The organism is Sphingobacterium multivorum (assembly GCF_900457465.1).
Taxonomy (GTDB): Bacteria; Bacteroidota; Bacteroidia; order Sphingobacteriales; family Sphingobacteriaceae; genus Sphingobacterium; species Sphingobacterium multivorum.
In genome coordinates, this window is the sequence record NZ_UAUU01000008.1 from 325,204 (window position 1) to 339,351 (window position 14,148).

The 14,148-nt window shown below is 37.7% G+C and carries 13 protein-coding genes and 2 pseudogenes; 9 read left to right on the top strand and 6 right to left on the bottom strand.

All coding sequences use genetic code 11. From position 1 onward, the window contains the following. Positions 1-169: 169 nt before the first annotated feature. The 3 genes from DTA23_RS09890 to DTA23_RS09900 all read left to right on the top strand — a co-directional run bounded on the left by DTA23_RS09890 (position 170) and on the right by DTA23_RS09900 (position 3,055). Positions 170-916, top strand: a complete 747-nt coding sequence (locus DTA23_RS09890; RefSeq protein ID WP_070566414.1) for a nucleotidyltransferase domain-containing protein — start codon at positions 170-172, stop codon at positions 914-916. After that, on the top strand, positions 913-1,980 hold the full coding sequence (locus DTA23_RS09895) for a DNA polymerase beta superfamily protein (RefSeq protein WP_070566416.1): 1,068 nt from the start codon (positions 913-915) through the stop codon (positions 1,978-1,980). Before DTA23_RS09890 ends, DTA23_RS09895 begins: the two co-directional genes overlap by 4 nt. Before the next feature lie 328 nt (positions 1,981-2,308). Beyond that, on the top strand, positions 2,309-3,055 hold the full coding sequence (locus DTA23_RS09900) for a hypothetical protein (protein ID WP_112374589.1): 747 nt from the start codon (positions 2,309-2,311) through the stop codon (positions 3,053-3,055). An 81-nt stretch (positions 3,056-3,136) separates the two neighbouring features. Here the strand turns inward: DTA23_RS09900 and DTA23_RS09905 are convergent, their stop codons facing one another. Then, positions 3,137-3,664: a DUF4468 domain-containing protein gene (locus DTA23_RS09905; RefSeq protein WP_070566421.1), complete on the bottom strand. Its 528-nt coding sequence runs from the start codon at positions 3,662-3,664 to the stop codon at positions 3,137-3,139. Between the two features lie 217 nt (positions 3,665-3,881). On the opposite strand from DTA23_RS09905, the gene DTA23_RS27580 reads away from it, so the two are divergent. The 6 genes and pseudogenes from DTA23_RS27580 to pgl all read left to right on the top strand — a co-directional run bounded on the left by DTA23_RS27580 (position 3,882) and on the right by pgl (position 8,322). Then, positions 3,882-4,139 carry a hypothetical protein gene (locus DTA23_RS27580; protein WP_204991202.1) on the top strand — a complete coding sequence of 86 codons (258 nt, stop codon included), beginning with the start codon at positions 3,882-3,884 and terminating at the stop codon, positions 4,137-4,139. Further along, positions 4,136-4,474 (top strand): DMP19 family protein, encoded by a 339-nt coding sequence (locus DTA23_RS27585; RefSeq protein ID WP_204991201.1) that lies wholly within the window; start codon positions 4,136-4,138, stop codon positions 4,472-4,474. Before DTA23_RS27580 ends, DTA23_RS27585 begins: the two co-directional genes overlap by 4 nt. 252 nt (positions 4,475-4,726) lie before the next feature. Then, positions 4,727-5,275 (top strand): annotated as a pseudogene (locus DTA23_RS28885) (NAD(P)-binding domain-containing protein). Next, positions 5,266-6,104: pseudogene (locus DTA23_RS28890) on the top strand (NADP(+)-dependent, decarboxylating phosphogluconate dehydrogenase). Before DTA23_RS28885 ends, DTA23_RS28890 begins: the two co-directional pseudogenes overlap by 10 nt. 9 nt (positions 6,105-6,113) lie before the next feature. Beyond that, on the top strand, positions 6,114-7,595 hold the full coding sequence (gene zwf, locus DTA23_RS09920; protein ID WP_070566428.1) for a glucose-6-phosphate dehydrogenase: 1,482 nt from the start codon (positions 6,114-6,116) through the stop codon (positions 7,593-7,595). Between the two features lie 16 nt (positions 7,596-7,611). Further along, complete coding sequence (pgl, locus tag DTA23_RS09925) at positions 7,612-8,322, top strand: 6-phosphogluconolactonase (protein ID WP_070566430.1); 711 nt, start codon at positions 7,612-7,614, stop codon at positions 8,320-8,322. A 430-nt stretch (positions 8,323-8,752) separates the two neighbouring features. On the opposite strand, the gene DTA23_RS09930 is transcribed toward pgl, so the two are convergent. The 5 genes from DTA23_RS09930 to DTA23_RS09950 all read right to left on the bottom strand — a co-directional run bounded on the left by DTA23_RS09930 (position 8,753) and on the right by DTA23_RS09950 (position 13,869). Beyond that, positions 8,753-9,382, bottom strand: a complete 630-nt coding sequence (locus DTA23_RS09930) for a hypothetical protein (protein WP_112374590.1) — start codon at positions 9,380-9,382, stop codon at positions 8,753-8,755. A gap of 178 nt (positions 9,383-9,560) precedes the next feature. After that, the gene (locus DTA23_RS09935) at positions 9,561-10,712 is read right to left on the bottom strand and encodes an NAD(P)H:quinone oxidoreductase (RefSeq protein WP_070566434.1); all 1,152 of its coding nucleotides are present in this window, start codon (positions 10,710-10,712) and stop codon (positions 9,561-9,563) included. Between the two features lie 233 nt (positions 10,713-10,945). Continuing rightward, positions 10,946-11,776: a glycosyltransferase family 2 protein gene (locus DTA23_RS09940; protein WP_070566436.1), complete on the bottom strand. Its 831-nt coding sequence runs from the start codon at positions 11,774-11,776 to the stop codon at positions 10,946-10,948. Position 11,777: 1 nt separating this feature from the next. Beyond that, the gene (locus DTA23_RS09945; protein WP_112374591.1) at positions 11,778-12,845 is read right to left on the bottom strand and encodes a glycosyltransferase; all 1,068 of its coding nucleotides are present in this window, start codon (positions 12,843-12,845) and stop codon (positions 11,778-11,780) included. Next, entirely contained in the window at positions 12,835-13,869 is a 1,035-nt protein-coding gene (locus tag DTA23_RS09950; RefSeq protein WP_218565345.1) for a glycosyltransferase family 4 protein, read from the bottom strand. The genes DTA23_RS09945 and DTA23_RS09950 overlap by 11 nt, the downstream gene beginning before the upstream one ends. Positions 13,870-14,148 lie beyond the last annotated feature (279 nt).

A 14,148-nucleotide genomic window follows, 5' to 3' on the forward strand; every position in this document is an offset into this window, starting at 1 on the left:
TCTGCGTACTTCTATATTTCTGTGTAAGCTTCAATTTTTTCAAGAAAATTATCTACCTGATAATAAGAGGTCTTCCATTGTTTTTATGCTCTTTTTTTAAAATGCGCAAAAAGGCTTCAGTAGCGCAATCGATCTTTGTGTTAATGAAAATTTAAAAAAGCATGAAGAAATGAAAGCACATATCATCAAGAAGCTCATGGAAATAGAAGCGAGCGAAGGAGTACGTATACTTTTCGCCTGTGAATCAGGAAGTCGAGGTTGGGGATTTCCGTCAATCGACAGTGATTACGATGTTCGGTTTATTTATGTAAGAAAAGCAGAGGACTATAGTCTTTTGTTTCCGCTTCCTACCGAAATGCGGTTTCCGATAACCGATGACCTTGATATCGCAGGCTGGGATCTGTTTAAAGTACTCATCTTAATGTATAAGAGCAATGTGAGCCCATTTGAATGGATTCAGTCACCAGTGGTCTATCACGAGTTTAACGGATTCAAAACAAGTTTTAGGACAATGATCGAAAATTATTTTGACGCACGTAGGCACGCCCATCATTATCTTGGGATTGTCCGAAGCAAAGTGAAAGATCTTCGGCGAGAAACGATGAAGCTCAAGAGCTTATTTTATATCCTCAGATCTTTACTAGCGGCAGACTGGAGTATGACCTATCGCAGTTATGCGCCGATGACATTGGCCGAACTATCCGTATTATTGCCCAATGTTGTTAAAGTCGAAGTCATGCAGTTACAGAAGTTGAAAAGCCAAGTCGATGAAGGTTTTGTATTCAGCTGTTCAGCTACCATAAGGAGTTATATCGAAACAAAGTTAATACATTTAGAGAGCCAAGTAGAACAGGTTCCCGTATCCGTATTGGATAAGGAAGGACTAGAGAATTACTTTAAAACTATATTAAGATGACTATAGACGAACTTCGAAAGAACGGGCTGATCCTGTTTGAGGCCGTTGTCGGCAGCCGGGCATATGGTTTGGCCACCGCATCTTCCGATACGGATATCAAGGGGGTATTTTATCTGCCTCTGGAAGATTACTTGGGTGGTCAATATACTGCCCAAGTGGCTAATGCGAGCAATGATGAAGTGTATTATGAGCTAGGTCGCTTCGTCGAGCTCCTGTCAAAGAGTAATCCGACTGTATTGGAGCTATTGGCTAGTCCTGCCGATTGCATCGTATACCGAGATCCAATAATGGAGCAATTTAAAATGCAGGAATTTATTACGCGGGAGGCCGTTATGACTTTTGCGCAATATGCTATGGTACAGGTGCGTAAGGCAAAAGGGTTGAATAAGAAAATCAACAATCCGATGGATCACGAACGTAAAAATTTGCTGGAGTTCTGTTTTATCATAGCCGGTAATGGTAGTTTACCGTTAAGCGCGTGGCTGAGCAGGCGGCATTGGAAGCAGGAAAACTGTGGTTTAGCAAAGATTGAACATGCAAAGGGAATGTATGCCCTATATTATGATCAGACTCAGACTTTGGGTTATAAAGGCGTCGTGGCTAACCTGGATAGCAATGAGGTGTCGTGCAGTTCTATCGCAAAGGGTCAGACACTTTGTGCGTACCTCTGTGTTAATTACGAATCTTATTCATCTTATTGCAAGGCGTATAATGAATATTTCAGCTGGGTGTCAGCACGCAATGAGGCACGTTTTGAGGGGACAATGGATCATGGGCAGGGTTATGATGCGAAAAATATGATGCATACCATACGTTTATTGCAACAGGCAAAGGAGATTGTATCCAAAAAGAAATTACAGATACAACGTCCCAATAGGGAAGAGCTCCTGCGCATCAAGAATGGCGCCTATAGCTATGAGGAACTTTTTGTCTGGTCGCAAAAGCTCTTTCAGGAAGTTGAAGAGCTCTGCTTGCACAGTTTATTTCCGGTAGCGCCAGATCAGGTTAAGCTGAAGCATCAATTGGTTGATATGCGTAAGCGTCTGTATCATGTTAAGATTTAATTCTTCATGTCAAGGAGAAGTCAGTAATGGATAGCGTTCCACCATCCTTAAACTTCATGGAAACTAATGCATACTTTGGATTTTAAGCAAAGCATTTGCGATTTCGGTTGCTTTCTCCCGGACGGTGACCGGTTGATTTTTATATGATGGTGGATAATCTCCATTATACCAAGGCATAATTCCTCATTTTTGTATTTAGAACAAGGTACGCGTAGGATATCAAATAAATTTATCTGTTTCTGTACTAATTAGTTAATTGACACAGGATTCTTACAGGAGGAATTTTTTCTTAATTTCGAACCGTTAATATTTATAATTCATTCCATTTATGCTGTTCATTTATACACGTTACGAGTACGTTTTAGGAAGTAAAAATATCACTGCAACATTAAAAAATGAGACCATACCGCAGAATTTCAATCTTAGTATCATTACACCTGCGACCAAATTTTTAGGGTTTCCGGTTGGAGGAGGTCTGGTAAAAATGTCTCGTTTAGTCAATCAGTACGGGCAGGTCATCCACGCAAGAAATTATTCGCCTGAAATAAAAGAAGAGGTAAAGAAATTTAAGAAGACACTAGAAATTCCCTATTTCAAACTTTGGAAAGGGTATTTGATTATAGCATCGATAGCAATTATCGGCTCTATTATTTACGGTATTAAACTGAACATGGATGGCAAGAAATATCGGAATGAAAAAGAAAGTCTTGCTAAGTCGGCTCAACAATTACAGGCAGGACAACTATATGGAGCAAGTTTCTTTACCGATGCTGAAGGAAATAACATCCAAGGTTTACCAGCAGGTTGGGTTAAGATTCTAAAGATAGAAGGAGATACAATCTTTGTCCAACGGTCTAAAAAAATATCGGATCGTGCGATGTTTGAAATGAAAGATTTGGAATCAATTAAGCCAACATCGGATGAAGACTGGAATAATAGGATCGAAAAAATGAATTATACGCTATTTAAAGAAGCTGTAAACAATAAAAATTTATCCGGTATTGATTTATCTTATATTGGTGCAGATCATGATAAATATTCTGGCGTTATTATGTCTTTTAAAGGCGTTGAATAATATTATTTCTAGAATTAAAACTGGAAAAATGGAATGAAAGTTCGCAAGTTTATTATCAAGAAGAGAAGAAATACATCGATATTACCAATTATCAATATTGGTTGATTTTTCAAGAATGGATTTGATCAGCCCATTAAAGTACGCGTTTACGAATTGATGTTTTTTCTCATTTTTGGGGCTACCGTTGCCTTTGAAATAAAATTTTTTCACGTTCATTTTATTCCAAGTACCGTTGTAATTCATAATTTGAGCACTGAAAGTTGGACTATTGATTCTTATTTTTCCATCTTTAAACAAAAAAGACAAGGTATAATCGACATCATAGTAAGCAATACCCGATGTTTTAAGTCCTCTTTGTTGGTAAGCTGCTAAAGTTATCGCCTGCCCGGGAACCAAAGTCAGGCCTTCTTTGGGATTGGAATACAAGCTATTGATCGACTTTAATACATTATTGTAAAGTTCTTGCTGTTTAACGCCAGGAACTTCTACTACGGTATAATCTAGATTCTCTTTAGAAACGAAACCTGTTGGAGCTAGGGTGAAATATTGTGGAAACGCCAAATTTGTGAACAGAAGCAAAAATATTCCGGTAATGATATAATTTTTCATATTAAATTGTTTTAAAGAGAATTAACTTAGCCAATTTTACAAAATAATTCTTTAGTCGCATCAATGTTTCTGCAATGTACTTCATTGTAAAAGAAAATCCAATTGAAAAGTGCATACAGAGGATGTCGAACCATTTTATAACTATACCACTGAGGAAATTGTTTGCAAATCAATGTATATATTTGAATACTAAAAAGATTTAAAGATGATAAAATCAATGCGAACACAAACTATTACCATTGGAATTATAATAATAATTATTTTAAATTTATTTGGCTGTTCTGGACATACTAAGCAAAACAATAATAAGCCATCAATTCAGAATCCATTAACCGAGCAGATTATTGATACGACTTCGGATGACATCTTATTGGAAGTCGTTTATGATAACCTCTTTCGTAAGTTATCGCCGGCATATGACAAAGAATATGAAATCGTCTTGTCCTGGAACAAATCCAGACAAGCAATTATATGATCAGCCAATTAGAAGGAGAAGTAAATAATGGTGGTTATAACCAGTTTTATTTTAATTCAAGCGGTCAATTTGCTGCTGCGTTGCCAGAAGCGCTGAAATTAGTTGGCGCTACTCAATTTGCTGATCTGACCGAGCGGGCAAACAGCACATTTGAAAAGGAGAAATCGAAAATAACCGAAGATCAGGATGGTACGGTAGAAGGTTTTAGTAAATCTTATGAAAACAATCCGCTAAACAAATTTGACGAGGAGTTCTACAAACTTAATGACGCTAAAAACTTGCAAAAAATTCTGGTTGACTACATCCGAAAGAACAAGAAAGAGTTTACTGATTAGCATGTATTTACATATAGCCAAAAGTAAAATTAAAATTAGAGAATTTGGACCTGGATAGTTTATATGTTGAACGATGCCCTTTTCACCGTATTGATTAATGACATTTTCCAGTTGATGATAAAAAGTGTCACAATGGAAAGAAAATTTTAGATAATTTTTTTACTGGCATGCATTTCAGTAATTTTGAATTTATAACATAAACTTTAAGTAAGAATGGAAAAGTATAATTACGGGGTCATTGGTCTGGGTGTAATGGGAAGAAATCTGCTTTACAACATTGCCGATAATGGTTTTTCTGTCGTAGGATTCGATTTAGATGAAGAAAAGGTAATCGAACTTCGTAAAGGAGTGGCTTCCGGTACACAGGTTGTTGGAACTGTTTCACTAGAGGAATTTGTATTGAGTTTAGAAAGTCCGCGAAAAGTTATTTTGATGGTACCAGCAGGCAAACCGGTTTGATGCTGTTCTTGAAAGCATAACCCGCTGCTGAGTCCAAAAGATATTGTCGTTGATGCGGGAAATTCTTATTTCAAAGATACCGAGAGACGTATAGCCAATTTAGCTTCTAAAAACCTTCATTTTATGGGAATGGGAGTTTCTGGAGGAGAGCAGGGCGCCAGAAGAGGACCGAGTATTATGCCAGGGGGAGATTTGGAAGTTTTCAATTTGGTGAAGCCTATGCTGGAAGTTATTTCAGCAAAAGTAAATGGGAGCCCTGTACCGCTTATATGGGGAAAGGAGCTGCTGGGAATTATGTTAAAATGGTTCACAACGGTATTGAATATGCCATCATGCAATTAATCAGTGAAGCATATGATTTACTGAGAAAAGGAGCTAATCTTACGAATGAACAATTGTATGAAGTTTTTAAAAGATGGAATGAAGGCGAGATGAATTCTTTCCTTATTGAAATAACAAGAGATATCTTCCAGCAAAAAGATGATGTAACAGACGGTTTTCTTGTCGACAAGATTTTAGATAAAGCAGGAGCAAAAGGAACCGGAAAATGGACTCCCAGGAGGGTATGGAAATTGGGGTCTCTATTCCAACCATCGATATTGCCGTAACATCAAGAATTTTATCCGCTTACAAAGATGAGCGAGCAAAAGCTTCTCAAATATATGCTAAAGAAGAAGTGAAAACTCCAGAAAATACAGAATTGTTTATAAAAGAGGTGGGGGATGCTTTGTATTTATCTACTTTAATCAGTTATGCTCAAGGTTTGGCATTATTGGTAAAAGCTTCTGAGGAATATCAGTTTGAAATTCCGTTAAAAGATGTTGTTAAAATCTGGAGAGGTGGGTGTATCATCCGTTCGGTTTTATTGGAGAAATTTTATCTGGCTTATTCAAAGTACGAGAACTTATCTAATATTTTATTGGATCAGGAAATTTCAGAAATTGTAAAAGATAAAATTCCGTCATTAAGAAAAACGGCTGCTTTTGCTGTATCAAACGGAATTCCAAGTTTAGGAATTCAGTCGGCTCTAGGGTATTTCGAAGCATACACCACAGCATCTTTACCTGTAAACCTGCTCCAGGCTCAGCGTGATTATTTTGGTGCGCACACTTACCAAAGAACGGACAGAGAAGGAGTCTTTCATACTTCATGGCAAACCCCAAATAACTAGATCCTAACAATGAGTGACAATACAATCCTGCATCCAACAACGATCGTTATTTTTGGTGCAACAGGGGATTTGGCAAAAAGAAAGCTTTTTCCAGCCTTCTACAATTTATACATCGATGGCAGAATGCCCAAAGGTTTTAATATTCTAGCTTTAGGAAGAGCCGAAAATACGGATGAAAAATTCAGCGCTTATATTAAAGAAAATCTGGAGAGTTTTTCCAGGAAGACCGTAACCAAGGAAGATTGGGCTGGTTTTCAGGCTCACATCAGCTATTTTCAGCATCAGCTTGATGAAGAAAGCTCTTATCAGAATTTATATCAGAAACTGGAGAATTTTGATAAGGTGTACGGAATGAGAGGAAACAGACTTTTCTATTTGTCGATTGCACCAAACTTTGTATCTGTAATTTCAAATCATCTTAAAAATACATCAATAGCATCTGATCCTGCAACAGATCGAATTATTATCGAAAAACCTTTTGGTCACAATAAAGAATCTGCCATTGAGCTAAATAATCTTCTTTCACAAACTTTCCAGGAAGAACAGATTTATCGTATCGATCATTATTTAGGTAAAGAAACAGTACAGAATATTTTGGCGTTCAGATTCGGAAATTCAATTTTTGAACCTCTTTGGAACCACAGACATATAGAATCGGTGCAGATTACGGTTGCCGAAGAAGTCGGAGTGGAAACAAGAGCCAGTTTTTATGAGCAGACAGGAGCTTTGCGCGATATGATTCAGAACCATCTTTTGCAAATTCTTTGTATGGTTGCTATGGAACCTCCGGCTTCACTTGGATCGGGTGAGATCAGGGATCGTAAAGTTGATGTTTTAAAATCCATCCGTAGGATTTCTCCTGAAAAAGTAGATCATTATGCGGTAAGAGGACAGTACGGACGAGGCAAAGTAAATGGGCTGAAAGTAAATGGCTATCGCCAGGAGGAGGGAATTGCTCCTGATTCCAATACCGAAACATTTGTCGCTATCAAGTTTTATCTGGATAATGAAAGATGGGAGGATGTTCCTTTTTATGTTCGTACCGGGAAGAAGATGAAAGAAAAGCATTCTTATATAACGATTCAGTTTAAGCCACTTCCCAATTCTATGTTTTCAGAAAGCACCTCGCTTCTGTCGGCTAACCGATTGATTATTAATATCCAGCCACAAATGGACATCAGATTGCAGTTTATGTCTAAAAAACCAGGCTTGTCCTTAGCGCTTAAACCTGTGGAAATGATTTTCGATAATTTTGCCTGTCAGACCGATACTCCCGAAGCTTATGAAACTCTATTATTGGAAGCACTTGTCGGAGACCTTACACTGTTTATGCGCTCTGATCAGGTAGAAGAAGCGTGGGATGTGATAAAAACAATTCAGGAAACCTGGGAAAAAACCAAAGACCCCTCTTTCCCAAATTATGCTTCAGGAAACTGGGGGCCTGATGACAGTGATGCACTGGTAGAGCGGCAGGGACATCAGTGGGTTTAAAATCTATTAAAAGAAAATGAATATTACGATATTTGATAATCTGGATGCTTTATATAAAGAAGCAGCAGATACATTTGTTGAGCTTTCGAAAAAAGCAATCCAGAAGCATGATAAATTTGTGGTTGCGTTGAGTGGTGGCTCTTCACCGAAAGCTATTTTTAGTTTATTAGCTACTCCTGAATATGCCGATAAAATAATTTGGGAGAAAATCCATTTTTTTTGGGTAGATGAAAGATGGGTTTCTCTTGAAGATGAGAAAAGTAATTTTAAGATGACTTTGGAAGTACTTTTGAATAAAGTTCCAGTCAATAAAAATCAGATTTTCCCCATGTATAAAGAGGGAATTGAGCCTGAAAATTACGCTAAAGAATACGAAGCGCAAATCAGAAATGTTTTGGGAGCTGACGGTATTTTTGATTTCATCCTATTAGGAATGGGGGATGATGGCCACACTGCCTCTCTGTTTCCAGGTGAAAAGATCCTACAAGAAAAAGGAAAATGGGTTGATGCCTACTATCTAAAGCCACAGGAAATGTTTAGAATTACGTTGACTGAACCTATCATCAATAAAGCTGAAAATATTCTAATTGTTACATTTGGCAAATCCAAGAAAAACGCTTTGAATCAAGTTCTTCATGGTGTATATAATCCTGAACTATATCCGTTACAGTTAATTGAAAAGAAAGCAGGAGTCCAGATTTTTACTGATAAAGAAGCTGGAGTTTAATTGAATTGTCTTTTCATCCGAATGCCCTTTATTTTCAATTGTATTTTGGGGGTAGGCAGTATGCATGCGAAAGATTTAGGAACACGTTAGATTCCTATAAAATCGCAACAAAAAGTATGAGTAGAAGGAGGAACATAACGCCAAACAACATAGGATTCCATTATATGGAGGAATATTAACCTCCATTTCGATATTGAGATTATCAAAAAGACCTTTCCGCAATTGCGGAAAGGTCTTTTTGATTCCTCTTTTCGTGCGATGAAAGGAATTTTATTAATCCTAAAAATACGCAGATTTTAGCTGAGTATAAGATGAATTTTCTGGAGTAGTCTACAGTACATTTCCCTTAGCAATTGGGACCTGAGGTGAAACAAAAAAATCATAGCAGGTTTTAGTGAATTTCCGAAGATTGACGGGAAATGACTTAAAACTATTTATTTTCTTTGACAGATTCATCTATAAGTTTCATTAGATGATCGACAGTTTTAGCTACCTCTTCTTTCTTCACGACTAAGGTTTTTTTTTCTAGACCCGGAGGAAGAGAAATCTTGCCGTTAAATTCAGGAAGAAACAAATTGATCTTTTCCTGATCCATTTTATTGAAATTAATAAAAGTCCATTTTTTGGTTTCGTCCTCTTTTAACGCTAATAAGTAAGCCGAAGTAATAGCCATTTTGCCTTTTTCAGGCATAGACATTACCAATACCTGAGGAATAAAGCAGTAGGCTATCCCATAAATTTTTGAGACATCTATATCGACATAATTGATCGTGGAATCAATTTTAACCCCATATTTTATAAGAGATGAATAGAGTTCCTTGGTCAGTTTTGTTGCCTGATCTATCCCGCCCATGCTTTCAATTATGCGGGGCGATGTTTGACTTATACCTTCGATATCTCCAGAAATAGATGCTTTTGTCATGATAGACAGTGCTTCCCTGAGCTGCGGATCTTTTTGCGCGAAGCTTGTATGATGAAAAATAGTTAATAGCGTAATTAACCAAAATACCCTTTTTCGCTGGATGTATTTAAACCGGTTGAACCAATTGTTACTTTGCATAATGGAAAGAGGTTAATTTCCGTTGAATGTACGGGTTTTTATTTATAAATCAAATTAGATAAGTGTCTCCGTATGAAGTATATTTTATTAATCTCTATTAACGCCAAAGCACAGGAGATAGAGATTTTAATTTGACTAGATCGTATCGGAAAGCATTTTTCAGGGACACCGATGGAATCTATTCAATTTCGAATATAGCCTGTATTTCGACTGAAGTATTTCCTGGGAGTGACGAGGCTCCCACCGTTGCCCTGGCGTGTTTTCCTTTTTCACCAAATACTTCTACAACCAAATCTGATGCAGCGTTCATGAGGTCAGCATGTTTGGTATAGTCATCAGTTACATTAAAGTACCCAGTTAACTGAACACATTTTTTTATGCGGTTAAGATCGCCTCCCACAGCATTTTTTAATACTCCCAAAACATTGAGCATTGTGGTACGTGTCGCTTCCTTAACCTGCCTTTCATCCACGTCTTTACCGAGTTTTCCGGGGTATTGTAATTTCCCATCCTTTAATGCATATTGATTGATAAATACCAGGTTTCCGGTACGTACAAATGGCTGATAATTTCCAGCAGGTTTTGGAACATCAGGCAGGATAATTTTTTTATTGATCAGTTCCTGATTTATATCATTATTGTTTTTTTGTTCAATAGGAGCGGATTCTTTGTGAAATGTTCCTTGTAAGGCCTTTGCAACCTTCCCGAAGTTTTCCCCCTGATCTTCGGCAAGAAGGCGTTCATCGGAGCTCGGACGTGGCACATTTTTTATACCTACCAAGCTCGTGGTTCCTAAAACAGAATTGCCCTGAGCAATTGATCTGTCAATTTTGTCATTTGAGCGTATGCCATTTGAAACAAGTATCATTCCATGAACCGCAAGAGTATTCCAAAACGACTGTAAGGCAAGTTCACGTCCTGCTCCGGTACCCGCAGACATAAATACGCTGGCAGGCATTCCTTCAAGTGCGTGTTTCGCCCATAGATCTGTTGTTTTGGAGAAAAATTCGCTCATGCCGGTACTAATATTTCCAAAATACACCGGAGAGCCAAACGCGATACCATCATATGATGAAAGTTCCTCCATACTAACAACTGGGATAGTTTTTAAAATTGGATTGTCCGAATGCTTTACTTGTTTAATTACTGATCGAACATTTGAGTTTTTTTCTAAGCCTTTAGCAAATTCTTTTGCTAATTCTAAAGTCCCACCGTTATCGGAGTAAATAAGGACCAAGACATTTACATCTTTCTTTTGTGCCATGGATTGAGTTGATAAAGTAGTCATCATAACCATTAAAAGCAGTAATAACTTTATAAAGTTTTTCATTTCTAAGTATTTGGTCAAAATTAATCAAAGTACTTTTTTTAACTTTGCCAAAAAGTGTATGCAAAACGACATGGTTAAATGTGGATATCGTAGGATTTAAATGCATTTTGGGGAAATTTAAATATGTTGAAAATATGTTATCAATATTTTTTTTAATTTGTTGCGAATTATAATCCGATAATAGTTGACAAGGACGGTTCTTTAAATGTCCGAGAATAACCTTGACCTGTTTCCTATTCAATGAGGCTGGCCGCAATTTCTTGTTTTGAAGGCTCTCGAACAATGGTTATTTTATTGTTTTTGAAGGATATATATCCGCACTCATTAAATTTAGTTAACCATCCCATCATTGGCCAAACTCTCCATTTTAGGAAAAATTGATTAGCGTTGATGACAATTGGTTTGAAGTGGTTTAAAGGGGGATTATAACTTGGATGATATTGGTGGTAGGCCAATGCGTCGATCGTGATATGAGCAACCCCATTATTCCTCGCACTGAAACCAAAATCGGTATCTTCAGCTCCATATCCAATATAATTTTGATCAAATCCTCCAATTTTATGGAAAGTCTCTTTGGTACACGCAAAATTGAGGGACCAAAAAAGTTCATAACTAAATTGATCTACATCTTTCCTGACAGGATCCGGCCTGCTGTTTTGCATCAACTGCGACATCCATCCAAGTTTATCTGCAAAGCCTTTTTTTAAATACCTTACCCGGCCGCTTATTAAAATATTTTTTGTTGAATAGGGCAGATACTGTTCTATTAAATCATCTGCCGGAATACAATCTACGTCTAAAAAGATATTAAATAAAGAACTCGAACTTTTTATAGCCGTATTTCTTGCTTTGGCCAAATTTAATTCACCTGTTGTATCTATTTCCAAGGACTTTATCTTAAAGGGATATTCGTCTTTGAGTGGGTAGGCACGTTCATTGATATAGACAATGATCAGCTCTGTGGGTAGAATAGAATTTTTTGCGAGCCCATTCATCAGGTTTATTAGCGCGTCATGGCGTTTATGTACGATCGTCAATACAGAAATGGAAGCGGTAGAGTACATATTATTTATATAAAGTTTTAAATAGATTTGAATGCAATTTCTTAAGGCGCGCAGCAATTTCGATGGTCGCTTTTGGGTTCATCAATTTTTCCCATGCTTCGACCTTTAATTTTTTTGCGTTTTCAATGATGTGGGACCAATTGACCTGATGTAAAGCTTGCTCTTCTATTATCGTCGCTACACCAGCATTTTGCAGTAGCTTGGCTTTTATTTTTTGCTCTTCAAAAGGCCTTTCCGCAGGTACGCAAATAACTTTTTTTCTTAAGTCGCCCAATTCCATCACGCAGTTGTGTCCCGCATTGCTTATCACGATGCCGCAATTTTTTAATATATCGTATGCAGTTTTTGAATTGCCATAATAGCTGACTCCACTAATAGCGTGATAATCTGGTATTGTGCCGAGTATATGTAGGCTGGATGTTTCAGGTAAATCTTTCCGAATTTGAGCGATGAGCTTCCAATCGAAACATGTGCCACCTCGTCCAAAGAACATCGCTATTTGATCGTCCGCACTCGTATTGTTCTCAACCGACATGCCGCTATATTTGGAGAAGCCACCTGAATAAAATGTTTTATGCGCAAAATCGCTTTCAATATCTTGAGCCATTGATTTTGCGTATGGTGCCAACACAAAAGAAGCGCTTTCATAAGCCATTAAGTGTGCTAAGTCGGAGCGGTTGCCATGTTGTCTTACGACTACTGTTGGTATCCCACAGAGACGCGCAAGTAAAGTTATCTCGACCGAAACATCAACGATTAGTAAACAGTGGTTGTGCTTTGCAAAAAATTCTGTTATAAGGTAATTTCTATTTATTATACCCTTCACATTCACGGGAGCATAATGTAAAAAACTCAGGTCACTAGCAGCCCAATCCCGATCGCTATTGGCGGGAATATCAAATGGCAATTCGATTGAACGAATACCTTTTGGTATTAAATCTTTATAAGTTTCTAATGAACTACCGAGGAAAACCACTTCATCAGCGGGTAGTTGCGCAGCTATAGCTAAGGCTCGAGTAAGATGACCAGACCCATGGTGGTGAATGTAAAAAGCATATTTATAAGACATATTTATCTGCACATTTTTTGATTACTTGAGCAAATATATTTTCGTAGGAAGATACCATATGCTGTATATCCAATGATGATTCAGCATGCACTCGGCATGCTTTGCGACTAAGCTGTGCTGCGTCGTTTATGCAATTAGCCAATTCTGTCACTGAGCAGGACGCTGTAAGACATCCAGTTTCTTTTGTCACAATTTTTGGTAGCGCTCCTCTCGCAAAGCCAGCGACTGGCGTTCCGCATGCTAAGCTTTCAGCAACAACCAAACCGAAAGGTTCTTCCCAGCAGGGGGTAATCACACTTACTGCCGCATTTCCGATTAGTTCATTAAGTTGTTCGTGTGTGCAATGCTCTACCCATTCAGCGTTTTCATCGAGAAGCGGTTTGACAAAAGTTTCGAAATAATGTTTGTCTGCGACCGAGCCTGCGATTTTGATAGGTCTTCCGGCCAATTTTGCAGCTGCTATTGCGAAATGGGTTCCTTTATCGGGATGAATTCTGCCAAACCATAATGCATACTCTCCAGAGTTATTTGCTATATAGCTCCATTTATTCAAATCAATTCCATTGTGTACGACCTTACAATTGGGTATATAGGGCTCCCACATTGATGCATTTGTTTGCGAGACAGATACATAAGTCATTTTGTTGTATCTGTTTGCTGCCATAATAGCTTTTTTCATCTCAAAAATAGGAGGTGTATGCAATACTGTTACCATCGGTGTTTCCGCTAAGGTCGCCATTGTAATGGGTACGTAATTTAGGCTATTGTTAAATATAACATCAAAATCATATTGGTCTATCTCCTGCATCAGCTCCAGATAGGCGTGATGTGTCGATATAAAATCTTCACTCAATTCATGCGAGCGAAATCTACTTAATGTCTCCATATCGTAATCTACATCGCTAAGGATAGCATGCACATTTAGAGAAGGATCGGAATGCTCACTGGCAAACAAGGTAACCTCGTGTCCCCTTTGCAGTAAAAGTTTAGTTACTTCGTATGTAAAGGCTTCCAACCCGCCCATAAATGGTTTGCGGATGGGATGTTTTTAAATGAGCTAGCACTGCTATTTTCATAATATATTGATTGTATATGTGATGCACGTGACGAAACCATGCTGATTAGAACAGCACCAAGTGAAATTCGTTCACCGTTAGTAACAATTATTTTTAGGATCCCTAAAACCAGCTACTATTGAATTGACTATTTCGACGCTATCTAGGTTGATATGCCAAACTCTTGTAAAAACCTATAAAACAATAGGGATTAAGCTTCCTCCTTTTAGCACTTTATTCTAAACAAA